A 24227-nucleotide genomic window follows, 5' to 3' on the forward strand; every position below is an offset into this window, starting at 1 on the left:
GGTTGAGAACACGTCCTTGCAATCGGGAATGTTCCCGGTAACATTGCCCGCAAGACTAGCTGAGGGAAAGCTCAGCAGTCGAGAGAAACGAGTGTCGGGCAGCCTTTCTCCCCTCAGTGCTGAGGGGGTCGAGAGCTGGAGCTCGCGTGGCCACGCTGTGGAAGCCGCCGCGCACGAGCCGTCCGCCGCTCTCCGCGCGTCCTGCGCTTCAGGCGCGGCCGAACGCCCCTCGGGCTGCGCCGCGCTCCGTCCTCTCGCGGCCTCGGGCCGCGCCACCACTCCGCGCCGTCCGGCGCTCGACCTGATCGGCGACGATGCCGATCGAGTGAGGAACACCATGTCCACGCGACGCACCCCCCGACCCCTCTGGCTCGTCCGCTCGGGCGCCGCTCTCGCCGGCTGCCTGCTCCTGTCCGGCGTCGCCGCCGCGGCCGCGGCCGCCGACACCGAGTACGGCTCCGACGACGTCGACGTGAACGTCAGCATCGAGGAGCTGGAGCAGCCCGGCGCCCTCTCGATGTCGATCGACGGCACCTCCGCCACGCTCGCCGAGGAGGGCTCCACCCCGACCGTGCGCGCCTTCACGGGGCAGCTGCCCGACGTGACCGTGACGGACACCCGGACCGTCGACGAGATCCCGGCCGGAGCCGGCTGGTACGTCCTCGGCTCGGCGAGCGCCTTCACCGGCGACGCGGACCAGGAGGACATCTCCTCCGACCACCTCGGCTGGACGCCGGTCCTCGTGGACGGCGGCGAGTCGGGCCTCGTGTCCGAGGGCGACCCGGTCGACACGATCCTCGACGAGGGCGCCGACGCCGTGGGCCTGTTCGACCAGGAGCTGCTCGCGCTGTCGCTCGACTCGCAGGAGACCGCGACGGACGGGTCCTGGACCGTGTCCGCGGGCCTCACTCTGAAGACCGAGGCCGACGTCGCCCCCGGCGACTACTCCTCCGTCCTGACGCTGTCGCTGTTCGAATGACCCCGATGCGCGCAGTCGCCTCCACGGCGATCGGCGCCCTCCTCGCGGCGGGCCTGCTCGCCTCCGGCGCGGCTCCGGCGACCGCGGCCGGCGCGTGGTCGCCGAAGGCCTCGTACACGTCGACGGACCGCGGCGACGGCACCTACTCCGTGCCGCTGCTGAACGCCGACGTGCCCGACGTCAGCGTCGAGCGCGTGCCCGCGTCCGAGAACGACGAGGGCCGCGACATCTACTACATGATCAGCACCACGATGCACCTGAGCCCGGGCGCCCCGATCATGAAGTCCTACGACCTCGTCAACTGGGAGATCGTCAACTACGTCTTCGACCGGCTCGAGATCGGCGACCGCTTCTCGCTCCGCAACGGGCAGAACTCCTACGGCAACGGCCAGTGGGCCTCGTCGCTGCGGTACCACGACGGCCGCTACTACGCGGTCTTCAACACCAACAACCTCGGCGGCTCCTACCTCTACTCGACCGACGACATCGAGGACGGGGCCTGGACCCGCACGGCCCTCGGCCGCGCCTTCCACGACCCGTCGCTCTTCTTCGACGACGCGGACGGCGGCACGCCGTACATCTTCTACGGCTCCGGATCCACCAGCGCCGTGAAGCTCAGCGAGGACCTGACGACCGTCGTCGCCGAGTACCCGAACATCCTCCGCACCTCGGACTACCCGGGGGCCGGCTACCTCGGCGGCCTCTTCGAGGGCGCGCAGGTGCAGTACATCGACGGGCAGTACTACATCGTCATCATCACCTGGCCCTCGGGCCAGGGCCGCCAGGTGGCGCTGTTCCGCTCGTCCGAGCTGCTGGGCCGCTACGCGACCGCCGACGGCAGCAACCCCTACGAGGGCAAGGGCGTGCTGAACTCCAGCGGGTTCGCCCAGGGGAGCCTCGTGCCGATCGCGAAGGAGGACGGCTCGACCGCCTGGCACGGCATGTTCTTCCGCGACAGCTTCCCGACCGGCCGCATCCCCGGGCTCATCCCGGCGACGTGGAAGGACGGCTGGCCGACGTTCGGGACGAACGGCTCGGTGCCGGTGGGCGGGAGCTTCCCGAAGCCGATCCGCCTCAGCCCCGAGGAGGAGCTGTTCGAGCGGCAGAAGAGCATCGTCGTCTCGGACGACTTCGACAACGACGCCCCGGCGAAGGCCTACCAGGACGAGTCGTGGACGATCCCGCCCGCGCCCGCCTACGACGCGTCGCTGCTCGGCGTGCAGCTGCTCCAGAACCCGGGAGCGGAGTCGGGGACGGCGCCGTGGGCCGGCCAGTTCGGCGCGACGCTGTCGGCCGACACGACCGACCCGGCGTCCGGCACCGCCGCGCTCCGCGTGGGCACCCGCACGCTCAACGGCTCAGGCCCGAGCCAGGTGCTCGCGAACAAGCTGCAGCGCGGCGTGACCTACACCGTGTCCGCGAAGGTGAAGTACACGACCGGCCCCGCGTCGGTCCGCTTCAACCTCTGCGCCGACTTCGGCGCGGGACCCGTGACGATGGCGTCCGCCGCCGTCACGCAGGGGCAGTGGACGACGATCACGGGGACCTACACGGTGCCCGAGACCGCGAACGTCGGCAGCGTGAAATTCGCCGTCGAGACGCCGTGGGGCAATCCGCAGCCGGCGTCCTCGAGCACCGAGTACCTGCTCGACGACGTCTCGCTCGTCGGCGCCGCTCCCACCCTCGAACGCCCGACGGCCGCCGAGATCGAGCCGAACGGCTCGACCCTCGCCCTCCCCTGGCAGTGGAACCACGCCCCCGACAACCGCTACTGGTCGCTGACCGAGCGCGAGGGCTGGCTCCGCCTCACCAACGGGAAGGTGCTCAGCGGAACGGCCGCGCACACGCGTCTCTCGGGCTCGCCCGAGATGACGTACCTGGAGGAGGCGCGCAACACGCTCTCCCAGCGCATCGTGGCTCCGAAGCAGTCGGCGGAGGCGGCGTTCGACGTCTCCGGGATGAAGGACGGCGACGTCGCCGGGCTCGCGGCCTACAACCGCGGCTTCTCCTACGTCGCGGTCAAGCGCGTGGACGGCGTCACCACCGTCGGCGTCGTGAACCGCAGTCAGCCGTTCGCGACCACGTTCGACCAGGCGGCCGTGGAGTCCTTCCTCCCCGGCACCACCGCCGCCCTCGGCGACGCCTCGCAGGTGCGCCTGAAGGCCGATCTCGAGCTCTCGGCCCCGGCCGGACAGCTCTGGACGACCTTCTCGTACAGCCTCGACGGGACGAGCTGGACGAAGCTCGGCAGCCGCGTCGGCCCGCAGACCCTCGACGGTCAGCTCACGCACTTCATGGGCCACCGCCTCGGGCTGTTCAGCTACGCGACGAAGACCGCCGGCGGCCACGTCGACGTCGACGAGTTCCTCCTGAGCGACACCCTCTCCTCGGAGGGGAAGGCGCTCGACCGCTCGCAGCTCGACGCGGCCGTCGCTCACGCGGCGACGCTCCGCTCCGACGACTACCCGGCCGACGCCTGGTCCGACCTCCAATCGGTCCTCGCGAAGGCGCAGGCGGTCGGCACCGCGGGAACGCAGAACCAGATCGACGCCCCGGAGCGCGCGCTCAGCTACCAGCTGGCCCGCCTCGGGACGCTGAAGGAGGCGTCGCTCGAGGTGACCGCCGCCGCCGCGACCCGCTGCATCGCGGGGAAGGTCGTCGTGACCGTGCGGGCCACCAACGCCGACGACGTGCCCGTCGCCCTCCGGATGGAGAGCGCGTCCGGCACGAAGACGGTCGCCGCGCTCGCACCCGGCGCCACGACGAGCCACGCCTTCACCACGCGGGCGGCCTCGGTCCCCGCCGCCGAGGTGGTCGTGAACGCGACCGCCACCCTCGACGGCGAGCCGGTGACGACCACGGTGAGAGCGCCCCACCCGGCCGCGTCCTGCGGCTGAGCACTCCGGGGGCGGCCCGCGCGGCCGCCCCCGCCCCCGAACGCGTCAGCGGCACCCGCCGCCGACGATCTCCTGCACGACACGATCAAGGAGGATCCGTGAGATCACCACAACGAGAAGCCGCTCCGAAGGGGCGGTTGCGGCTGAGGCTGCTGGCCACGGCCGCGCTGACCGCGCTCCTGGTGGCCCCCTTCGCCGCCCAGACCTCGTCCGCCGCTGAGGCGGAGCTCATCGTCAACGGCGGCTTCGAGAGCGGCATCAGCAGCTGGTTCGTCAACAACGGCAACGCCGCCGACGCCGGCACCATCGCGACGACCACGGATGCGCGCACCGGCACCGCCGCAGCGCTCGTCACGGGCCGCGCGACCACCGGCGCGGGCGCCATGCAGGACCTCAGCGGCAAGGTCGTCGCCGGCCAGACCTACCAGGTCAAGGCGCAGATCAAGTACGAGAACGCCGCGAGCCCCGCGACCAAGCAGTTCTTCGCCACCATGCACTACGGCGGAGGCACCTACACGAACCTCGCGAGCGTCACCGCCACGAAGGGGCAGTGGGCGACGATCAACGGATCGTTCACCATCCCCGCCGGGCAGAGCGTCGCCACCGCGCGCCTCTTCTTCGAGACGCCGTGGACTGCGACTCCGTCGGCCGCGCCCGAGACGCACCTCATGGACTACAAGCTCGACGACGTCTCGCTGGTCGGAGCGGCGCCGCCCGCGCCCGCTTCGCGCACCATCGAGGTCGTGGGCAAGATCCCGGGCGACCACAACCCGCTCATGGGCTGGAAGTTCGGCGCCGACGGCTTCGGCTTCGTCGAGAACGGCCGCGTGTACATGTACATGACGAACGACACCCAGGGCTACGCTCCGAACCCCGCCACGGGCGTCTCGGCGGGCATCGACTACGGCAAGATCAACCAGATCACCGTGATCTCCTCGGACGACCTCGTCAACTGGACCGACCACGGCGAGATCCAGGTCGCCGGCTCCACCGGAGTCGCGCCCTACACCGGCAACTCGTGGGCTCCCGGCATGGCGAAGAAGACCGTGAACGGCGTCGACAAGTACTTCCTCTACTACGCCAACGGCGGCGGCTCCAGCAACGTGATCACCGGCGACTCGCCGGTGGGCCCGTGGACCAGCCAGCGGACCTCCACGCTCATCAACGCGTCCACCCCGGGCGCCGAGGCGGTCGCGTGGAAGTTCGACCCGGCACCGCTCGTCGACGACGACGGCCAGGGCTACCTGTTCTTCGGAGGCGGACCCGCCTCGACCGCGCTCCCCGCGGCCGAGCGCTTCAACAACCCGAAGAACATCCGCGTGATCGAGCTCGGCGACGACATGATCTCGACCCAGGGCACTTCCGCCGTCGTGGACGCGCCCGTCGCGTTCGAGGCGGCCCAGGTGTTCAAGCGCCAGGACAAGTACTACCTCTCGTACTCGTCGCACTTCGGCGGCAACGACTTCGGCGGCAACCAGACCCGGGAGCCCGGCTACCCGGGTGGCGGCGAGATCGGCTACATGATCTCGGACGACCCGATGTCGTGGCCCAAGGAGGCCTACGCCGGCGTGATGTTCCCGAACCAGAGCCGCTTCTTCGGAGCCGGCACCGGCGGCAACAACCACCAGTCGGTCTTCGAGATGGGCGGGAAGTACTACTTCACCTACCACGCGCCGACGCTCAACAAGCGCATCAACGGCGACACCACCCAGGGGTACCGCAGCCCGCACATCCAGGAGCTGCAGTTCAACGCCGACGGCACGGTGAAGCAGGTGGTGGGCGACTACAAGGGCGTCGACCAGGTCAAGGACTTCGACGGCTACCGCACCTTCCCCGCCGAGACCATCGGCTGGAGCAAGGGCATCGCGACCGCTCCGATCGGCACCCCCGCCGCGGGCGCGACGCAGAACCTCGTGCTGAAGGACCTCGACAACGGCGACTGGACCGCGCTGTCCGCCGTCGACTTCGGGGACACCGGAGCCGCGACGTTCACGGCGAAGGCCAAGGCCCTGCAGGCCGGCGGCTCCATCACCGTCCGCCTCGACTCCGAGACCGGGCCCGTCGCGGGCACCGTCGCGGTGAACGGGACGACCGGCGAGTGGACCGACGTCAGCGCCGCGCTGACCGGAGCGACCGGAGTGCACGACGTGTACTTCAGCTACTCCGGACCGACCGGCGACCTGTTCGAGCTCGACACCTTCGCCTTCACCGAGGGCGAGGCGGCTCCGGCGCTCGACATCACGGCGAGCGCGGCGACCCGCTGCATCGCCGGCAAGGCGATCGTCACCGTCCAGGCGAGCAACGGCTCCGACGTCCCCGTCGGCGTGACCTTCACGTCGACGTCCGGCACGAAGTCGTTCACCTCGGTGGCGCCCGGCAAGACCGTGTCGCACGCCTTCACCACCCGTCAGGCGAACCTGCCCGCCGGTGCGGTGACCGTCGAGGCCACGGCCACGATGAACGGCGCCCCCGTCGAGACGGAGGTGAGCGCTCCGTACGCGGCGCGCCCGTGCTCGTAGCGCACGGCTGAACCATCGGGGAGCGCCCCCGGCCCTGCGGGGCCGGGGGCGCTCCTGCGCGTGCGGGGGGTCTCGATGCGCCCTCCGGGGCCGCTCGATCAGCATGTCCGCCGTACTGCTGGTCGAGCAGCGGCGCCTCGAGCCCCCCGCTCGGTCAGCGGCTGTCGGCCAGGCGCATCGTGCCGCCGGCCTGGGCGGCGAAGGCGCGGGCGGTCGCCGCGATGGTGCGCTGCATGACCCGCGCCGCGGCGGTCGGCGCGAGGTCCGCCGGGCGCGCGAGGCTGATCGTCCGGGTCAGCGTGGGCTTCTCGAGCGTCGGCTCCTCGATGCGGATCGAGCGCAGCCCCGGGCGCCCCTGCAGCACCATCGCCGGGACGACCGCGACGCCCAGGCCCCGCTCGGCGAAGCGCAGCACCGCGTCCATCTCGGCGCCCTCCAGCACCACGTCCGGCTCCAGGCCCGCGGCGGCGAACGCGGCGTCGGTCGTGCGGCGCAGGTCGTAGCTGGAGTTGAAGACGATCTGCGGGAGGCGGGCGACCGCCGCCAGGTCGAGCGCGCCGGTCGCGGCGAGGGGAGGCTCCGCGGCGGAGGAGACCACGACGAGCTCCTCGACGAGCAGCGGCGTCACCGTGAAGGCGCCGGGAGCGGCCGCGGTCGAGGTCGTCACCAGCGCCAGGTCGAGCTCGCCCCGTGCCAGCCGGTCGAAGAGGCTCCGCGACCCGTCCTCGGCGAGGTGCAGCTCCACGGCGGGATGCGCGGAGTGGAACGCGTGCAGCACCTCCGCGACGAGGCTGATGCAGAGCGTCGGCGTCGCGCCGAACCGCACCCGGCCGCGCTCGAGCCCGGCCAGCTCGGCCAGCTCGCGGCGCACCGATCCGGCGTCGGCGAGCATGCGCCGGGCGAGCGGCAGCAGCAGCTCCCCGGCCGGTGTGAGGGTGCTGCCGGAACGCGCCCGGTGGAAGAGCTCGGAGCCGAGGTCCTGCTCCAGCGCGGCGATCCGGCGGCTCAGCGAGGGCTGCGCGAGATGCAGCTCCTCGGCGGCGCGGGTGAAGCTGCCGAGGCGGGCGACCTCGACGAATCCGGTGAGCTGCTCGAGATCCACATGCATACCCTATGCGCATGGCCGTACCCAGCATTATGCATTGGAGTAATCGAAGCGCCGTGCCTAGCGTGGAGGCATGACCACTTCAGAGACCACCGCACCGGAGCGTCGGATCTCCACCTCCGTCCTCGTCATCGGCACCGGCGGATCGGGCCTGCGCGCCGCGATCGAGCTCGCCGAGGCGGGCGTGGACGTCCTCGCGCTCGGCAAGCGCTCGAAGTCGGACGCGCACACCTCCCTCGCCGCCGGCGGCATCAACGCCGCCCTCGCCACGATGGACCCCGACGACAGCTGGCAGCAGCACGCGGCCGACACCATCACCGAGTCCTACCAGCTCGCCAACCCGCACACGGTCGAGATCGTCACCTCCAACGCCGCCCGCGGCATCCAGGACCTCGAGCGCTACGGCATGCCGTTCGCCCGCGAGGACGACGGCCGCATCTCGCAGCGCTTCTTCGGCGCGCACACCTACCGCCGGACCGCCTTCGCGGGCGACTACACCGGCCTCGAGATCCAGCGCACGCTCGTCAACCGGGCCGCCCAGCTCGAGATCCCGATCCTGGACACCGTGTACGTCACGCGCATCCTCGTCAACGAGGACGGAGCAGTGTTCGGCGCCTACGGCTTCGACCTCGTCGACGGCACCCGCTACCTGATCCACGCGGATGCGGTGATCCTCGCCGCGGGCGGGCACAACCGCATCTGGCGCCGCACCTCCTCCCGCCGCGACGAGAACACGGGCGACTCGTTCCGCCTGGCCGTCGAGGCCGGCGGCCGCCTGCGCGACCCGGAGCTGGTCCAGTTCCACCCGTCGGGCATCATCGAGCCCGAGAACGCGGCGGGCACGCTGATCTCCGAGGCCGCGCGCGGCGAGGGCGGCATCCTCCGCAACGGCCTCGGCGAGCGCTTCATGGGCAAGTACGACGCCGAGCGCCTCGAGCTCTCGACCCGCGACCGCGTCGCCCTCGCCTGCTACACCGAGATCAAGGAGGGTCGCGGCACGCCGAACGGCGGGGTCTGGCTCGACGTCTCGCACCTGCCGCGCGAGACGATCATGACCCGGCTGCCGCGGGTGTACCAGACGATGCTCGAGCTGCAGATGCTCGACATCACGAAGGACCCGATCGAGATCGCGCCCACGGCGCACTACTCGATGGGCGGGGTCTGGGTGCGCTCGGACGACCACAGCACCGACGTCCCCGGGCTCTACGCGATCGGAGAGGCCTCCAGTGGACTGCACGGCGCCAACCGCCTCGGCGGCAACTCGCTGATCGAGCTGCTGGTCTTCGGCCGGATCGTCGGGCAGGCGGCGGCGGAGTACTCCGCCTCACTGACCGCCCAGACGCGCTCGGCCGCGTCCGTCCAGGTCGCCCGCGACGAGATCGCCGGCCTGCTCGCGGCCGACGGCACCGAGAACGTCCGCGCCCTGCAGCGCGCGATCCGCAACACGATGACCGAGCACGCCGGAGTCGTCCGCGACGAGGAGGGCCTGCTCGCCGGGCTCGCCGAGCTGGACGCGATCGAGGCGCGCATCGCCGACATCGGCGTGCACCCGGACATCGCCGGCTTCCAGGACCTCGCCCACGCCTTCGACCTCAAGTCGGCCGCGATGGCCGCGCGGGCCACGCTTGAGGCCGCCCTCGAGCGCCGCGAGAGCCGCGGCTGCCACAACCGCAGCGACTACCCGGACATCGACCCGGCCCTCCAGGTGAACCTCGTCTGGTCGCCCTCCACGGGGATCACCCGCGAGGAGATCCCCGCGGTGCCGGAGGAGATCCAGGCGCTCATCAGCGGTGAGGTCGCCACCGCGGGCAAGCTGCTCGAGTAGTCGGAACCGCGACAGCACGACGCCGGCTCCCTCCCGAGGGGCCGGCGTCGCGCTGTGCGCGGCGCTCGCCGCCCCGCCCGGATCCGCACCGCCGGTTCGTCGGCGCAGGCGCCGCGCTGGTCTACGGTGAAGCCACGGTGCCGCCGGAGCATCCGTCCAGGAGGAGCAGACGATGCCGCCCGAAGGCCAAGGATTCTCGCCCGAGCCGCTGCAGAACATCGTCGAGCGCCTGGCGGGGGTGCTGGGGCGCTCGGTCGCCGTCGACGACGCGGAGCTGCAGCTCCTCGCGCACAGCGCCCACTTCGGCGACGAGGACTCCGCCCGGGTGGAGTCGCTGGTGGGTCGCTCGGTGACGCCGGAGCGGGCGGAGTGGGCCCGGCGGGCCGGCGTGCTGCGCGCGACCGCGGCGTTCTTCACCGACGCGGCGCCCGAGCTGGGCCTCCGGCGGCGGTACGTCGCTCCCGTGCGGGTCGACCGCGAGCTCGCCGCGGTGATCTGGATCATCGACGACGAGACCCTCACGGCCGCGGACTTCGACGCCGTCGACCGCGCGGTCGACGACATGCGGACCGTGCTCGTCCGCCGCGCGATGACCTTCGACGACGGCCTCCAGCAGATCGAGGCGCAGGTGCTCGCGCTCCTCTCGGACCGGTCGGACGACCGGGTCGACGCGGCCGAGGAGATCGCGGCGGCGGGGATCTTCCGCGGCTGCGTCGCGTACCAGGTGCTCGGCCTGGTGATCGCGAAGGGCGAGGGCGACCGCTCGATCGGCGCCCCGGTCCGGGTGATCGCGCGGGCCGTCGCCCAGCACAGCTCCGGTGCCGCCGTCGCGCGGACCGACCAGGGCGTCGTCGTGCTGGTCGGCTACTCGGTCGCGCCCGCCGAGGACCGGATCGCCGCGCTAGTCGAGTCGCTCCGCCGCGGCCTCGACGGCGCGGGCATCGCGGCGACGATCGGGGTCGGGGCGCTCGTGCCCGGGCTCGACGGCGTGCTGCACTCGCACGAGCAGGCCGAGTGCGCGGCGCGGGTCGCGGGAGCGACGGAGGCGGGCGCGGTCCGCTGGGACGAGTCGGGGCTCGACGGGATGCTCGCGGCGCTGCTCCCCGAGGCGCTGCGGTCGCACCTGGTGCCGCCCGAGCTCGGGCGGGCCATGCAGGAGCAGTCCGAGGACAACATCCTCGCGGTGCGGACCTTCCTCGCGAACGCGGGCAACGTCGTGCAGACCGGCGCCGACCTGCACCTGCACCGCACCACCGTCTACTACCGGCTCGGGCGCTTCGCCGAGACGACCGGGCTCGACCTCGCCGACGGCGACACCCGGCTGATGCTGCAGCTCTGGTTCCGGATGTCGCCCTACGTCCGGATCACCGAGGGCTGACCCTCCGACAGCCGTCGAGCCGCCCCCTCCGCCCCTTCGACAGCAGCACGTGCCCCCGGGACCCCCGCTCTGCCTACCATCGGGCATGCCTTCGAATCCTGGACCCGTCTGCGTCGTCGGCGCGGGCATCATCGGCGCCTCGGCCGCCCTCCACCTGATCGAGCTCGGCGCCCGCGACGTCACGGTGATCGACGCCGGCTCGCCGCTGAGCGGCACCACCCCGGCCGGAGCCGGCTTCGTCGCCCGCTACGGCGCCGACAGCAACCGCCGGATCGGCACCCACGCCGTGCCCCTCGAGGAGTACGGCCTCTCCTTCTACCGGGGCCTGCACGACGCCGGCGTCGAGATCGAGTTCGCCGCCAACGGCAACATCGCGATCGCCCGCACCGAGACGACCCTCACCACCCTCGTCGAGGGCATCGTGCGCCACCCGCTGGCGTCCCCCGGGACCCGCGCGCTGGACGCGGACGAGGTCGCGTCGATGACCTTCGGCGCGGTCGACCCGGCGAGCGTCGTCGGCGGAGTGCTGCTCCCCGAGGCGATCCAGGTCACCACCGGGCTCGCGCTCCAGGAGGTCCTCCGCCGCGCGGAGGCGCTGGGCGTCCGCTTCTCGTGGGGCACCGAGGCGACCGGGATCCGCCGGGACGGCGACCGGGTGACCGGTGTCGAGACCACGGCGGGCGTCGTCGACGCGGCGACCGTGGTGCTCGCCGCCGGAGCCTGGACCCCGGCGCTCCTGGGCACCGTGGGCCGGGCGCTCCCGCTCATCCCCACCGTCGCCACCCGCTTCGTCTCGGAGCAGGCCGGGCTCTCGCCGCTGATGCCGACGATCCAGAGCCTCGACCTGGGCCTGTGGCTGCGCGAGCTGCGCGGCGCGTTCTCGTGGGGCGGCGGCTTCGCCTACCGCCGCGTCTCGGTGCTGGAGCGCGAGGAGGGGCTGGCGCGCGCCTTCGCCCGCCCCGTCTCGCCGCAGCTGATCGAGGCTCAGCGCGACTACCAGGCGTCCGTCGCCGAGGTGTTCCCGGCGCTCGCAGGGCTCGGCACCGCCGAGATCATCCAGGGCATGCCCGTCTACTCCGTCGACGGCGGCCTCTACATCGGCCCCGTCCCCGCGTGCGACGGACTCTGGGTGCTGGCGGGCGACAACGAGTCCGGAGTGACGCACGGGCCGGGCATGGGCCGTCTCGTCGCCGAGATGATCACCGGCACCGAGCCCTTCGCCGATCCGGAGCCGTTCCGCCTCGACCGCGTCGACCCCGCCCTCTACCCGGACGAGGCGTCGATGATCGCCGAGATGGCCGGCGACCGGGTGCTGAAGGCGATGCGCTGAAGGCCGTGCGCTGCCACCCGTGCGCTGAAGGCCCGGCGCTGAGCCGCTGACGTGCACGAGAGCCGGCCGTCCCTCCCGCTGAGCGGTGGGGGCGGCCGGCTCTCGTCAGTCCTGCGGCAGGGCCAGGGCGTCGAGGACCGCGGCCTCCGCGGCGACGGCGCGGTCCAGCTCCCGCAGGTCGACGTTCTCGTCGGGCCCGTGGACCCTCGACTCGGCGTCGGCGACGGCCGTGATGCAGAGGACCGACTCCGGGAACGCCGCGGAGAGGGCGCTGACGACGGGGATGCCGCCGCCGCCTCCGAGCAGGTCGGGCGAGCGCCCCCACGCGTCCTGCAGCGCGGCGACCACGACGCCGGAGATGCGCGCGTCGCTCCACGGCTCGCTCCGGCTCACCTCGTCCACGCGCACGTGCGCACCGAAGGGCCGCTGCGCGAGCAGGTGCGCTCGGAGCGCGGCGGCCGCGTCGTCCATCGCGAGCCCCGGCGGCACCCGGAGCGAGAGGCGCGCGCGCACCCGGGGGAGCAGCACGTTCGCCGACTCCGCGATCCGCGGCGCGTCGATCGCGAGCACGGAGAGGGCGGGAGAGGCCCAGAGGGCGGTCGCGAGGTCGTCGGCGACGTGCACCCCGTCGAGCAGTCCGAGCCGGGCCCGGAAGGCGTCCGGATCGACGCGGGCGGTCGCCGGTGCGCCGACCCGCAGCCCCGGCACGGCCACCTCGCCCCGCTCGTCGTGGAGGGAGGCGGCCAGCCGGCAGAACGCAGTCAGGGCGTCGACCGCCCCTCCGCCGTTCACGCCGCTGTGCGCGGGCTCGTCCATCACGGCGACCTCGACGTCGACGGCGAGAAGCCCGCGGAGCGACTGCGTCAGCGACGGAGTGCCGCGGGCCGCGTTCACGCCGTCGTTCACGAGGACCAGCGCGGGCGCCTCCTCCAGGGCGAGCCCGGCGAGCAGGGCGGGCGCTCCGGGGGAGCCGACCTCCTCGCCGCCGTCGAGGACGACGATCAGGCCGAGCCGCCGGTCGGGGCCGAGCTCGTCGATCGCCGCGAGGTGCGCCACGACGCCGGCCTTGTTGTCGGCGCTGCCGCGTCCGGTGACCACGTCCCCCCGGTGCAGCGGCACGAAGGGGTCCGACGTCCAGCCGGCGCCCGCGGGCTGCACGTCGTGATGCGCGTAGAGCAGAGCGGAGGGGACACCGGGGAGCAGTCCGCGCGTGCCCACGACCGAGGGGCGGCCGGCGTCGTCCTCGACGAGCCGGGCGTCGAAGCCGCGCTCCCGCAGGGCGTCGGCGAGCAGGGTGGCGCTCCGGCGCAGGTCGCCGAGGCGCGAGGGATCGGCCGAGACGGTCGGCAGGGCGATGAGCTCGTCGAGCAGCCGGGCGCGCTCCCGCCGGTCCATCAGGCCACCGCCCGGACGGCGTCGTCCTCGGCCGCGACCTGGGCCAGCGCGGAGGCGAGCCGGTCGACCGCGGTCCGGGGGACGCCGGCCAGGTTGATCCGCCCCGACGGGAGCCCGTAGGCGCCGAAGTCGTGCTGGAGGCGGTGCATGGCCGTCGGCGACAGCGGGAGGGAGAGGAACAGGCCCCGCTGGTCGCGGAGGGCGGCGAAGCGGGCGGGGGCGCCGGCCGCGAGAGCGCCGCCGATGAGGCCGTCCCGGAGCCGGGTGACCCGGTTCCGCATCCGCTCGAGCTCGTCGCGCCACGAGCGCTCGAGCTCCTCGTCGCCGAGGATCGTCGCCACGATCGCCGCTCCGTGGTGCGGGGGCTGCGAGTAGGCCGCCCGCGCGATCGCCTCGAGGGTGCTCATCGCACCCGGAGTGCCGGACGGGTCCAGGAGGAGGAGGGCGCAGCCGACGCGCTCGCTGTAGAGGCTGAACGCCTTCGAGCAGCTGACCGAGACGACGCCCTCCGGCACGCGGGCGAGCAGCCGCCGCATCCCCGCGAGGTCCTCCTCGAGGCCGTCGCCCAGCCCGTAGTAGGCCTGGTCGATGAAGGGGATCACGCCCGCCCGGACGATCTCGTCGGTCAGCCGGTCCCACATCGCGGGCGTCAGCGAGGCTCCGGAGGGGTTGTGGCAGTTGCCCTGGAGGAGCACCGCGTCGCCGGGCCGGGCGGAGCGCAGGGCGTCGACGGTCGGCTCCAGCCAGGGGCGGCCCGACGCGTCCAGGAAGGGGACGGCGTGGATGTCGAGGCCGGCCGCGCGCAGCACGGGGGCGTGGTTCACGTAGGAGGGGGCGCCGAGGATCACGCGCCGCCCCGGCTCGAAGTGCGCGAGGAACTCGGCCAGCAGCCGCAGCGCGCCGGTACCCGCGACGGTCTGCACGCCGATCGCCCGCTGCGCCAGGTCCTCGCCGAGGAGGAGCGAGCTCATCCGCGCCGTGAAGGCGGGGTGCCCGCTCGGCCCCCGGTACTGCTTCGACTCGCGCCGCCCGAGCAGGAGGCGCTCCGCGTCGTGGACGGCGTCCATCACGGGGGCCTGCAGGTTCTCGTCGCGGTAGACGCCGAGGGTCAGGTCGAGGCGGTCGGGCCGGGGGTCGGCGGCGTAGCGGCGGGTGAGCTCCCAGACGGGGTCGGGAGCGAGGCTGTGCGCGGTGACGATCATCGGTGGCTCCTGGAGGGGGTCGGTCGGGGGAGGGAGGGGGCGGGGTCGGGCACGGGCGGGGCGGTCCGGCGCGCCGTGCTCGCGACGATCACGCCGAGCACGATCAGGGCGAGGCCGACGATCTCGCTCGCCGGCAGCGTCTCGCCGAAGAGCGGCAGCGCGACCAGGGCGGTGACGACGGGGCTCAGCGATCCGAAGGCCGCGGCGCGGCCCGCGCCCAGGGAGCGGACGGCGACGGTGTAGGCGAGCGCGGCGACGATCCCGACGCCGACGCCCTGGACGAGGCCGAACACCGCGACGGCGCTCGGATCGGCCGACCCCGAGAACAGGGTGGAGGGCAGGGCGCCGGTGACCGCCGCGACGAGGCTCAGGAGGAAGGAGGGGGCGCAGACCACCACGAGCACCGCGACCGGGGTCAGCCGGGTCCGCCGGAGGCCCAGCGTGTACACGGCCCAGAGGATCCCGGCGGCGAGCAGGATGCCGATGCCCAGGGCGACCGACGCCGCCGAGGTGAGCACCACGATGACGACGACGCCGACGACGATCGCGCCCAGTCCCGCCAGGCGGGCGCCGCTCGGGCGCTCGCGCATCAGCAGGAGGGCGAGCAGAGCGACGAAGACCGGCACCGAGCCGGGGATCACCAGGCCCACGAGCGCCGCGCTCGTCAGGCTCCCGCCCGCCGCGGCCGTGAGGAAGTAGGGCAGCCCGGCGCCGACCGCGAGGCAGGCGAGGGTGAGCGGCGACTCGCGCCGGATCGCCCGGAGCGCGCCGGGGAGCGCCGGTGCCAGCACCAGCAGCGGGATCCCGAAGCGCAGGAGCGCGACGTCGACCGTGGTGAGGCCCGACCCGCCGATCCCGCGGATGCTCAGGGCGAATCCGGCCCAGGTGGCCACGGTCGCGATCATCGCGACGGTCCCGGTGAGGGCGGATCTGGTCATGGCGGTCCTCTCGGCGGGGCCGGTGGATGCCGACCCTCCGAGGCTAGGTCGGGGGAGGAGGCGGGCGATTGCGGATCCGAGCGCGGAATTCGGTGGTCGCGGCAGGATCTGCCAGGATCGGCGGTATGGACGACATCGACATGCGCATCCTGCAGGAGCTCCAGCAGGACGGCCGGCTCAGCAACCAGGACCTCGCCGACCGGGTGGGCCTCTCGCCCTCACCGTGCCTGCGCCGCGTGCGCCGGCTCGAGGAGGACGGCGTGCTGATCGGCTATCGCGCCGTCGTCGACCCCCGCGCGGTGGGCCTGGCCATCACCGCCTTCGTGCGCCTGCGCCTCGAGAGCCACAGCCCCGAGATCGTCGAGCAGGTCGAGACGGCCATCCGCGGGATCCCCCACGTGACGGAGGCGTACCTGATGGCGGGCGACAGCGACTTCCTCCTCAAGATCGCCGTCGAGGACCTCGAGGGGTACGAGACGCTGGTGCGCACGAGGATCCGGATGATCCCCGCCCTGGCCTCGATCGAGACCTCCTTCGCCTACGGAGTGACCAAGCCGCAGTCCCCTCTTCCCGCGCGCAGGTGAGCGCGCGAGGCGCTCCGGAGCCGTTCAGACAGCTGTCGGAACGGCCGCTCCGAGAACGCGAATCCTGACGGCGAGGAGCGCGGGACCCACTCCCTAGCGTGAGACGGGCCGGAGCGACCGGCCCTGCCGGAAGGAGCCCCGTGTCCGTCTCACTGCCCCTCGTCCTCCCCGGGCGTCGCGGCGTGAAGAGCGCCTCGAACCCCCTCCTGCGCTATCTCTTCCTCCGCTTCCTGCTGATCGTCCCGACGGTGCTCATCCTCGTCACGATGGTCTTCTTCCTGATGCGCCTGACCGGCGATCCGATCACCGCCGCCCTCGGCGGACGGCTCTCCGGGGCCGAGCTGGCAGCCCGGGTGGCGGCCGCCGGCTACGACCGCCCCGTGCTGGTGCAGTACGTCGAGTACCTCGGGGGCGTCCTGCGCGGCGACTTCGGCACCACCATCAGCGACAACCGCCCGGTCACCGAGGTCCTCGCCGTGTACGGCGCCGCCACCTTCGAGCTCGCCGTCTACGCGCTCCTGGTCGCCCTGGTCGTCGGCGTGCCGCTCGGCGCGATCGCCGCCCGCAAGCGGGACCGGATGCCCGACATCGTCCTGCGGGTCCTCGCGATCCTCAGCTACGCGACCCCCGTCTTCTTCGCCGGGCTCCTGCTCAAGCTCGTCTTCGGCGTCGTCCTCGACGTGGTGCCCACGGCGGGCCGCTCGAGCACCGGGACGGAGCTGATGCTCACGACGCTGCAGCAGCCGACCGGGCTCTTCCTCGTCGACGCGCTGCGCTCCGGGAGCAGCTCCGCGGTGACCGACGTGCTCGCCCACGCGGTGCTCCCGGGCCTCACGCTCGGCCTGCTCACCGCGGGCACCTTCCTCCGCCTCGTGCGCACCAACATGATCGGCACCCTGCAGGCGGGCTACGTCGAGGCCGGCCGCTCCCGCGGGGTCTCGGAGGGGAGGCTCGTCTCCCGCCACGCCTTCCGGCCCGCCCTCATCCCGATCATCACCGTCATCGGCATGCAGATCGCGATGCTCCTGGGCGGTGCGGTCCTCACCGAGACCACGTTCGAGTGGCGCGGGCTGGGCTTCATGCTCGGCCAGTACCTCGCCGCCCGCGACTTCGTCGCCGTGCAGGGGATCGTCGCGGTGCTCGCCATCATCGTCGCCGTCACGAACTTCGCGGTGGACGTCCTCGCCGCCCTGATCGACCCCCGAGTGAGGTTCTGACATGACGACCGTCTCCGCTCCGCCGCGTCCGCTGCGGGACCGCCTCCCCCTCGTCGCGCAGGTGCGCAGCAGCACCGGGTCCCAGCGGGCGATGCTCCTGATCGGCCTCGCGCTGGTCGGCGTCCTCGTGATCGTCGCCGCGTGCGCGCCGCTGCTGGCCCCGTTCGGCTACGACCAGCTCGCCGTCGACGGCCGCAACTTCGGCGCGCAGCAGCCGCCCGGCGGGCAGCACCTGCTGGGCACCACGGTCGGCGGCTACGACGTCCTCTCGCGCACCCTGTGGGGAGCGCGGACCGCGGTCCAGGTGATCGCCCTGTCGCTCCTGACCTCGGTCGCGGCGGGCGTGCTGCTCGGCGCGGTGTCGGGCTACGTCGGCGGCTGGCTCGACAGGATCCTCGTGGTCGTCGCCGACGCCGTGTACGCCTTCCCGAGCCTCCTGCTCGCGATCGTCCTGTCGATCGTGATCTCGGGCGGCCAGTCGAGCCTGTGGGGCGGAGTCCTCGCCGCGGCGATGTCGATCACCGTCGTCTTCGTGCCGCAGTACTTCCGGGTGGTCAGGGCGGAGGTGCTCCGGGTCGTCTCCGAGTCCTTCGTGGAGTCGGCGCGCGTGATGGGCGCGCGGGACCGGCGGATCCTGATCCGCCACGTGCTCCGCAACTCAACCCGCACCCTGCCCGTGATCATCACGCTGAACGCCTCCGAGGCGATCATGACGCTGGCCGGCCTCGGCTTCCTCGGCTTCGGCATCGAGCCCACCTCCGCCGCCGAGTGGGGCTACGACCTCAACCGCTCGGTGCAGGACGTCACGAGCGGGATCTGGTGGACCTGCGTCGCTCCCGGCGCCGCGATCATGATCGTCGTGCTCGGGATCACCCTCGTCGGCGAGAGCCTCAACGACCTGTCCGACCCCCGCCTGCGCGTCCGCCGCCGCAGCCAGAGAAAGGCCCGGCGATGACCGCCGTACTGAGCATCCGCGACCTCCGCGTCGTCTTCGACACCGACCACGGCCCGGTCCAGGCGCTCGAGGGCGTCGACCTCGACGTCGCGCCGGGGGAGATCGTCGCCCTCGTGGGGGAGTCGGGCTCTGGCAAGACCGTCACCGGCAAGGCGGTCCTCGGGCTGCTGCCGGAGTCGGCCGTCGTCTCCGGCAGCATCCGCCTCCGCCACGGCGGGAGCGACGTCGAGATCGTCGGCGCCCCCGAGAAGACGATGCGGCGGCTGCGGGGAGCGGCGGCGGCGATGGTGTTCCAGGAGCCGTCGACCGCGCTCAACCCGGTCTTCACTGTGGGCTGGCAGATCGTCGAGGGGCTCCGCGCGCACACCTCCCTCGGCCGCCGCGAGGCGCGGGCCGAGGCCGTCCGGATCCTCCGGACCGTCGGGATCCCCGATCCCGAGCGGCGGATCGACGACTACCCGCACCAGTTCTCGGGCGGGCAGAAGCAGCGGATCGTGATCGCGATGGCGCTGATCCAGGGCGCCCCGCTGATCGTGGCCGACGAGCCGACGACCGCGCTGGACGTGACCGTGCAGGCCGAGATCCTCGAGCTCCTGCGCACGCTGCGGCGCGATCTCGGCGGGTCGATGCTCCTCATCACGCACAACATGGGGGTCGTCGCCGACCTGGCCGACCGCGTGATCGTGATGAACGGCGGCCGGATCGTCGAGACCGCGGACGTGCAGTCGCTGTTCTCCGCTCCGCAGCACGAGTACACCCGCTCGCTCCTGGCCGCGGTCCCGCGGATCGGCGCGCCCGGCGCTGCGGGGCCCGAGCCCGCTCCGGGAAGCGAGCCGCTCGTCGTGGCGGAGCGGCTCGAGATCGTCTACCCGGGGCGCCTGGGCAAGCCCTCCTTCACGGCGATCGCCGACCTCTCGCTGACGCTCGCCCCCGGCGAGGTCCTGGGCCTCGTGGGGGAGTCGGGCTCGGGCAAGACGACGCTCGCCCGGACGATCGCCGGGCTGGTCCCCGCGACCGGCGGCTCGCTCCGGGTCCTCGGCTCCGAGCTCGTCGGGCGCCGCGCCTCCCTCGGTGCCGCCGCGCGCGCCGACCTCGGCTTCGTCTTCCAGGATCCGGCGACCAGCTTCAACCCGTTCCTGACCATCGGCGAGTGCATCGCCGAGCCGTTCGTCATCCACGGGCGCGCGGAGTCGGCCGCCGGCGTGCGCGAGGAGGTCCTGGATCTGCTCGACGCGGTCCGCCTGCCCCGCGCCTTCGCCGACCGCTTCCCCCACGAGCTCTCCGGCGGGCAGCGGCAGCGGGCCTCGCTCGCCCGGGCCATCGCGCTGCGCCCGCGCCTGCTCATCGCCGACGAGCCGACCAGCGCGCTCGACGTCTCCGTGCAGGCGACCGTGCTCGAGCTGTTCGCCGAGCTGCAGGGCGCGCTCGGCTTCGGCTGCCTCTTCGTCAGCCACGACCTCGCCGTCGTCGACCGCGTGGCCGGCCGGGTGGTCGTCCTGCGGCAGGGCGCGGTCGTGGAGCAGGGGCCGGCCGCCGAGGTGCTCCGCGCGCCCCGCGAGGCGTACACGCAGAAGCTCCTGGCGTCGCTCCCCGTGCCGGATCCCGCGCTCCAGCGCGCGGCCCGGGAGGCGCTGGCCGCCGCGAGCCGGGACGAGCTGGCGGCTGCGAGCTGACGACGGGTCGGACCGGGCGGCACCCGGTCCGGCTCAGCGGGCGTCCGTTCCTGTGGGCGCCCGCTTCGGCGCGCGTCCGGTCGGGCAGGCGTCGGCTCGGGTGCGCGTCCGATCGGGCAGGCGCCGGCTCGGGTGCGCGTCCGGTCGGGCAGGCGTCCGCCCCGGTGCGCGCCCGCTCCGCAGGCGGTCCGCTCTACAGGACCGGACCCGCGAGCACCGGACGCGCCGTCGCGGCGAAGCGGCGGGGGGCGGCGACGCCCTCGGACAGGTCCGCGAGGACCCGCCCGATCGCCGGGGTGAACTTGAACCCGTGGCCGGAGAAGCCCGCTCCGACCACGATCGGCCCGCTGCGGTCGAGGATGAAGTCCTCGTTGCGGGTCATCGTGTACGTGCAGCTGATGACGTCGCAGACCTCCGCGTCGGCGCCCGGGATCCACTCCGCCACGTAGCGGCGGAGGGCCGCGAGCTGCTCGGCGACCGGGCGGCGGGTGCGGGCGTCCGGATCGACGCTCCTGCCCACTCCGTGCCAGCCGACCTTCAGGCCCTCGCCCGGCGTGAGCATGCCGTAGACGGGGCTGAGGAAGTACGCGTGGTCGGCTCGGTCCGGGTCGGGCGTGTGGTTGAAGCTCGGCCACGCCGCGTCGGGCATGCGGAGCCGGAAGTGCGCGGGGTGCTCCTCCGAGACCCGGAGGGGGCGCAGCGGCACGAGGCCGGCGAGGAGGGGCTGCGTCCACGCTCCCGCGGTGACGACGACCCGCCGGGCGCGGTACTCGGTGTCATCGGTCGTCACGATCACGGTGTCCGGTCCGACGACGTCGATCCCGCGGACGGGGGTGTCGTAGCGGAAGCGGGCGCCGCGGCGCTCGGCGCCGGCCCGCAGCGCGAGCAGAGCGTCGGCGGCGCGCACGCGTCCGCTGCTGGGGACGTGCAGCACCTCGCTCTCGAAGCGGAGCGCCGGCCAGCGGTCGCGGGCCTCGGCGGCGGAGATCAGCTCGCTCGCGACGCCGTGGGCGCGGTGCGCCTCCCGGACCGCGCGGAGGGGTCCGACGGGTCCGAGGTTCACGAGGCCGACCCGGTCGAGCAGCGTCGTGCCCTCCTCGACGCTCAGCCGGTCCCAGAGTCGGGAGGCCTCGCCGAGGAGCTCGAGGTAGTCGTCGGCGGCGTAGGCCTCGTTGAAGTTCCGGGTGCGGCCGTGGGACGCGCCGTTCTCGTGGCCGGGGCCGAACTGCTCGAGGAGCACCACGTCGGTGCCGCGCTGGGCCAGCTGCCAGGCGGTGGCGGAGCCCATCGCGCCTCCTCCGATGACGACCGTGTCGACGTTCTCGCGCACCGCGACCTCTCTCTCCCGGTCCGACCCGCGCGGAACCGTGAGGTCTCCACTCTGACGACGCGGAGGGTCGGCGGCCATGGACAGGTGGCGAGGGCGGAGGGCCCGGGGCACAGCAGACGTCGAACCCGGGCCCTCCCGGCCGGGCGCGGCGCCGGAGCGCGGTGCGACAGTTGTCGAAGCGAGCGGCCGCAGACCCCGACGACTACTCGACGCCGGACGCACGCTCCCTCGGCACCATGGACCCAGCGCCCCGGCGTCCCTCCCTCATCCCCGCCGCACGGCTGACCCGCAAGGAGTTCCCCATGAGATCCCGAGTACTGGCTCCCCTCGTCGCCGGTGCGGCGATGGCCGTCGCCCTCACCGCCTGCTCGCCGGGCACCACCGGAGCCCAGGCGCCCCCCGGGATCCTCCTGGGGACCACGGACAAGGTCACCGCCCTGGATCCCGCCGGCTCCTGGGACCTCGGCTCGGCGACGCTGCAGAACCAGGTCTTCTCCTGGCTGCTGACCTCCGCCCCCGGATCGACGGATCCCGTGCCGGACCTCGCGGCCTCGGCCGAGTTCACCGACCCCACCCACTACCGCGTCGCCCTGCGCGAGGACGCCGCCTTCGCCAACGGCAATCCGCTCACCGCCTCGGACGTGGTCTTCACCTTCGAGCGCCAGGTGGCGATCGCCGCTCCGAACGGCCCCTCGTCGCTGCTCTCGGACATGGTCTCGGTCGAGGCGGAGGACGACTCCACCGTCGTCTTCACGCTGGCCACCCCGGACAACGCCCTCTGGCCCCAGATCCTCACCAGCCCCGCCGCCGCGATCGTCGACGAGGACGTCTTCTCGGCCGACTCCCTCACCACCGACGACGACATCGTCGCCGGCGACGCCTTCAGCGGGCAGTACTCCATCACGAGCTACAAGCTGAACTCGCTCGTGCAGCTCACCCGCAACGACTCCTACGACGGCCTCCTCGGCGCCGCCGCCAACGAGTCCGTGATCGTCCGCTACTACGCCGACGAGAGCAACCTCAAGCTCGACATCCAGCGCGGCGAGATCGCGGTCGCCTACCGCACGCTGAACGCGACCGACACCGAGGACCTCCGCGGCGAGGAGGGCCTGACGGTGCACTCCGGTCCCGGTGCCGAGATGCGCTTCCTGGTCTTCAACCCCGAGACCATGCCCTACGGCTCCGCGACCTCCGAGGCCGACGCCGACAAGGCGCTCGCCGTCCGCACCGCCGTCGCCGACCTGATCGACCGCGACGAGCTGTCGGACCAGGTCTACAAGGGCACCTACGCGCCGGTCTACTCGATCGTCCCCAGCGCTCTGACCGGATCGACGCCGGCGTACGAGCAGGCCTTCGGCGACGGGAGCGGCGGTCCCAGCGCGGACGAGGCCGCCGCAGCGCTCCAGGCGGCCGGGATCACCGGTCCCGTCGACCTCAAGCTGCAGTACAACACCGACCACTACGGCTCCAGCACCTCGGACGAGTACGCGCTCATCAAGAACCAGCTCGAGCGCAGCGGCCTGTTCACGGTCGACCTGCAGTCGACGGAGTGGACGCAGTACGTGAAGGAGAAGTCGACCTCCTACCCGCTCTACCAGCAGGGCTGGTTCGCGGACTACCCGGACTCGGACAACTACCTGAACCTGCTCTACGGCACCGACGAGGCCCCCTCCATCCTCGGCGCCGCCGTGAAGGACGACGCCTACAACGAGGTCGTGCTGCGCGAGCGGAGCCTGGCCCCCGGCGACGAGCGCACCGCGGCGATCGAGGAGGCGCAGCGCCTCGCGGCGGAGAAGGCGATCACCGTGCCGCTCCTCGAGGGCACGGAGACCGTCATCGCCTCCTCCACGATCTCGGGCATCGACGACACGCTCGACGGCTCCGGCCGGTTCCGCTTCGGGCTGCTCCGGAGCGAGTGATCGGGGCGCGCTGATCGGCCGGACGGGCCGCGGTGCCGCAGGAGGGGAAGACCCTCGGCGGCCGCTGCGGCCCGTCCGCGCGTCCGGGGTCTCTGTCAGGGCCGTGCTGCCGGGCGGGGCACCCGGATCGATCAGCGCGCCAGCGCCGCCAGCTCCGCCCGGGTGCGGGCCCCGGCCTTGCGCAGCAGGTTCGACACGTGGAACTTCACGGTGTTGCCGCTGATGCCGAGGTCGTCCGCGATCCGCTGGTTCGAGGCGCCGAGCGTGATCAGGTTCAGCACCTCCCGCTCGCGGGCGCTGAGCTCGGCGAGGTCGAGCCCGTCGGGCTGCGCCGGCGGATCGAGGGGGAGGCGGATCGACAGGGTCGACCCCCAGCCCGCGGTCGACGAGACCGAGAGCTCCCCGTCGAGCCCGCGGACGCGCTCGGCGATCGGGCGCAGGGCGTCGTCGCGGGTCGTCAGCTCGCCCCGGCCGTCGTCGCGGATCTCGATGAGCAGGTTGAGCCCGTCGCAGTCCCACTGGATCCGCACCCGGCGCGTCTGCTCCGACTCCACGAACGCCAGCACGGCGCTCCGCACGATCGCGCGGGCCGCGTGCGCCACCTCGCCGGGGAGGGCGCGCCCGGTGGCGGGCGGCTCGACGAACTGCACGTCGAGGTCGCCGAAGCGCACGAGCGGGCGCAGGTCGCTCCGGAGCCGCGCGAACGCGCCCACGACGGGCTCCAGCATCGCGCTGCGCTGCTCGTCCGAGGCGGTGCGCAGCTCGACCAGGGCGTTCGCGGCGATGTCGATCGCGACGGTGCGGGCCGCACGGTCGTCGAGGCGCTCGGCGCGCAGGGCGGCGAGCACCGACTCCAGCGCCACCGCGTGCCGGTCGGCCTGCTCGGCGACCGTGCGGGCGTGCTGCTGCAGCAGGGTGCGGGAGGCGGGGGACTCGGCGGGATCCATCCCCCGAACCTACCCGTCCTACCCGGGAGCGGCA

Annotated in this window: 17 protein-coding genes; 11 read left to right on the forward strand and 6 right to left on the reverse strand. The window is 73.2% G+C overall.

Annotation, left to right across the window (positions count from 1 at the left end; translation table 11 throughout):
- Positions 1–337: 337 nt before the first annotated feature.
- The 3 genes from GSU40_RS02870 to GSU40_RS02880 all read left to right on the forward strand — a co-directional run bounded on the left by GSU40_RS02870 (position 338) and on the right by GSU40_RS02880 (position 6395).
- Positions 338–979, forward strand: a complete 642-nt coding sequence (locus GSU40_RS02870; RefSeq protein ID WP_104233676.1) for a hypothetical protein — start codon at positions 338–340, stop codon at positions 977–979.
- Between the two features lie 5 nt (positions 980–984).
- On the forward strand, positions 985–3876 hold the full coding sequence (locus tag GSU40_RS02875; RefSeq protein ID WP_244229570.1) for a family 43 glycosylhydrolase: 2892 nt from the start codon (positions 985–987) through the stop codon (positions 3874–3876).
- A gap of 98 nt (positions 3877–3974) precedes the next feature.
- Positions 3975–6395 (forward strand): family 43 glycosylhydrolase, encoded by a 2421-nt coding sequence (locus tag GSU40_RS02880; protein ID WP_208543354.1) that lies wholly within the window; start codon positions 3975–3977, stop codon positions 6393–6395.
- A 154-nt stretch (positions 6396–6549) separates the two neighbouring features.
- Here GSU40_RS02880 and GSU40_RS02885 read toward each other — a convergent pair whose 3' ends face one another.
- Positions 6550–7503 (reverse strand): LysR family transcriptional regulator, encoded by a 954-nt coding sequence (locus tag GSU40_RS02885; RefSeq protein WP_104224383.1) that lies wholly within the window; start codon positions 7501–7503, stop codon positions 6550–6552.
- Between the two features lie 70 nt (positions 7504–7573).
- Between GSU40_RS02885 and GSU40_RS02890 the strand changes: the two genes are divergently transcribed.
- From GSU40_RS02890 to GSU40_RS02900, 3 genes are all read left to right on the forward strand, one after another.
- On the forward strand, positions 7574–9325 hold the full coding sequence (locus tag GSU40_RS02890; protein ID WP_104224384.1) for an FAD-binding protein: 1752 nt from the start codon (positions 7574–7576) through the stop codon (positions 9323–9325).
- 172 nt (positions 9326–9497) lie between these two features.
- Positions 9498–10703 (forward strand): PucR family transcriptional regulator, encoded by a 1206-nt coding sequence (locus GSU40_RS02895; protein WP_160033577.1) that lies wholly within the window; start codon positions 9498–9500, stop codon positions 10701–10703.
- Positions 10704–10788: 85 nt separating this feature from the next.
- Complete coding sequence (locus tag GSU40_RS02900; RefSeq protein WP_159939811.1) at positions 10789–12033, forward strand: FAD-binding oxidoreductase; 1245 nt, start codon at positions 10789–10791, stop codon at positions 12031–12033.
- Between the two features lie 105 nt (positions 12034–12138).
- On the opposite strand, the gene GSU40_RS02905 is transcribed toward GSU40_RS02900, so the two are convergent.
- From GSU40_RS02905 to GSU40_RS02915, 3 genes are read right to left on the reverse strand one after another with little or no spacing between them, the layout of a single operon-like run.
- On the reverse strand, positions 12139–13428 hold the full coding sequence (locus GSU40_RS02905) for a M20/M25/M40 family metallo-hydrolase (RefSeq protein ID WP_160033579.1): 1290 nt from the start codon (positions 13426–13428) through the stop codon (positions 12139–12141).
- Positions 13428–14630, reverse strand: coding sequence for an aromatic amino acid transaminase (locus GSU40_RS02910; RefSeq protein ID WP_160033581.1), 1203 nt, complete (start codon positions 14628–14630; stop codon positions 13428–13430). Before GSU40_RS02910 ends, GSU40_RS02905 begins: the two co-directional genes overlap by 1 nt.
- On the reverse strand, positions 14627–15568 hold the full coding sequence (locus tag GSU40_RS02915) for a DMT family transporter (protein ID WP_160033583.1): 942 nt from the start codon (positions 15566–15568) through the stop codon (positions 14627–14629). The genes GSU40_RS02910 and GSU40_RS02915 overlap by 4 nt, the downstream gene beginning before the upstream one ends.
- Before the next feature lie 125 nt (positions 15569–15693).
- Here GSU40_RS02915 and GSU40_RS17145 point away from each other — a divergent pair, with 125 nt between their 5' ends.
- The 4 genes from GSU40_RS17145 to GSU40_RS02935 all read left to right on the forward strand — a co-directional run bounded on the left by GSU40_RS17145 (position 15694) and on the right by GSU40_RS02935 (position 19997).
- On the forward strand, positions 15694–16152 hold the full coding sequence (locus GSU40_RS17145; protein WP_104282519.1) for an Lrp/AsnC family transcriptional regulator: 459 nt from the start codon (positions 15694–15696) through the stop codon (positions 16150–16152).
- Between the two features lie 152 nt (positions 16153–16304).
- Positions 16305–17369 (forward strand): ABC transporter permease, encoded by a 1065-nt coding sequence (locus tag GSU40_RS02925; RefSeq protein ID WP_244229639.1) that lies wholly within the window; start codon positions 16305–16307, stop codon positions 17367–17369.
- A gap of 1 nt (position 17370) precedes the next feature.
- The gene (locus tag GSU40_RS02930; RefSeq protein ID WP_160033587.1) at positions 17371–18324 is read left to right on the forward strand and encodes an ABC transporter permease; all 954 of its coding nucleotides are present in this window, start codon (positions 17371–17373) and stop codon (positions 18322–18324) included.
- Entirely contained in the window at positions 18321–19997 is a 1677-nt protein-coding gene (locus GSU40_RS02935; protein ID WP_160033589.1) for an ABC transporter ATP-binding protein, read from the forward strand. The genes GSU40_RS02930 and GSU40_RS02935 overlap by 4 nt, the downstream gene beginning before the upstream one ends.
- Before the next feature lie 193 nt (positions 19998–20190).
- Here the strand turns inward: GSU40_RS02935 and GSU40_RS02940 are convergent, their stop codons facing one another.
- A complete protein-coding gene (locus tag GSU40_RS02940) occupies positions 20191–21327 on the reverse strand; it encodes an FAD-dependent oxidoreductase (RefSeq protein WP_244229571.1) in 1137 nt (378 codons plus the stop codon).
- A gap of 302 nt (positions 21328–21629) precedes the next feature.
- Here GSU40_RS02940 and GSU40_RS02945 point away from each other — a divergent pair, with 302 nt between their 5' ends.
- Entirely contained in the window at positions 21630–23246 is a 1617-nt protein-coding gene (locus GSU40_RS02945; RefSeq protein WP_104328281.1) for an ABC transporter substrate-binding protein, read from the forward strand.
- 131 nt (positions 23247–23377) lie between these two features.
- On the opposite strand, the gene GSU40_RS02950 is transcribed toward GSU40_RS02945, so the two are convergent.
- The gene (locus tag GSU40_RS02950; RefSeq protein ID WP_160033593.1) at positions 23378–24193 is read right to left on the reverse strand and encodes a LuxR C-terminal-related transcriptional regulator; all 816 of its coding nucleotides are present in this window, start codon (positions 24191–24193) and stop codon (positions 23378–23380) included.
- Positions 24194–24227 lie beyond the last annotated feature (34 nt).

This window comes from Rathayibacter sp. VKM Ac-2805 (assembly GCF_009834265.1).
Classification (GTDB): Bacteria; Actinomycetota; Actinomycetes; order Actinomycetales; family Microbacteriaceae; genus Rathayibacter.

What these genes read in the sequence shown, in the direction of transcription:
- GSU40_RS02900 (WP_159939811.1), top strand. Translation starts at nt 10,789, where the DNA reads ATGCCTTCGAATCCTGGACCCGTCTGCGTCGTCGGCGCGGGCATCATC.
- GSU40_RS02875 (WP_244229570.1), top strand. Translation starts at nt 985, where the DNA reads ATGCGCGCAGTCGCCTCCACGGCGATCGGCGCCCTCCTCGCGGCGGGC.
- GSU40_RS02890 (WP_104224384.1), top strand. Translation starts at nt 7,574, where the DNA reads ATGACCACTTCAGAGACCACCGCACCGGAGCGTCGGATCTCCACCTCC.
- GSU40_RS02885 (WP_104224383.1), bottom strand. Translation starts at nt 7,503, where the DNA reads ATGCATGTGGATCTCGAGCAGCTCACCGGATTCGTCGAGGTCGCCCGC.
- GSU40_RS02935 (WP_160033589.1), top strand. Translation starts at nt 18,321, where the DNA reads ATGACCGCCGTACTGAGCATCCGCGACCTCCGCGTCGTCTTCGACACC.
- GSU40_RS02945 (WP_104328281.1), top strand. Translation starts at nt 21,630, where the DNA reads ATGAGATCCCGAGTACTGGCTCCCCTCGTCGCCGGTGCGGCGATGGCC.
- GSU40_RS02910 (WP_160033581.1), bottom strand. Translation starts at nt 14,630, where the DNA reads ATGATCGTCACCGCGCACAGCCTCGCTCCCGACCCCGTCTGGGAGCTC.
- GSU40_RS02870 (WP_104233676.1), top strand. Translation starts at nt 338, where the DNA reads ATGTCCACGCGACGCACCCCCCGACCCCTCTGGCTCGTCCGCTCGGGC.
- GSU40_RS02895 (WP_160033577.1), top strand. Translation starts at nt 9,498, where the DNA reads ATGCCGCCCGAAGGCCAAGGATTCTCGCCCGAGCCGCTGCAGAACATC.
- GSU40_RS02930 (WP_160033587.1), top strand. Translation starts at nt 17,371, where the DNA reads ATGACGACCGTCTCCGCTCCGCCGCGTCCGCTGCGGGACCGCCTCCCC.
- GSU40_RS02915 (WP_160033583.1), bottom strand. Translation starts at nt 15,568, where the DNA reads ATGACCAGATCCGCCCTCACCGGGACCGTCGCGATGATCGCGACCGTG.
- GSU40_RS02950 (WP_160033593.1), bottom strand. Translation starts at nt 24,193, where the DNA reads ATGGATCCCGCCGAGTCCCCCGCCTCCCGCACCCTGCTGCAGCAGCAC.
- GSU40_RS17145 (WP_104282519.1), top strand. Translation starts at nt 15,694, where the DNA reads ATGGACGACATCGACATGCGCATCCTGCAGGAGCTCCAGCAGGACGGC.
- GSU40_RS02905 (WP_160033579.1), bottom strand. Translation starts at nt 13,428, where the DNA reads ATGGACCGGCGGGAGCGCGCCCGGCTGCTCGACGAGCTCATCGCCCTG.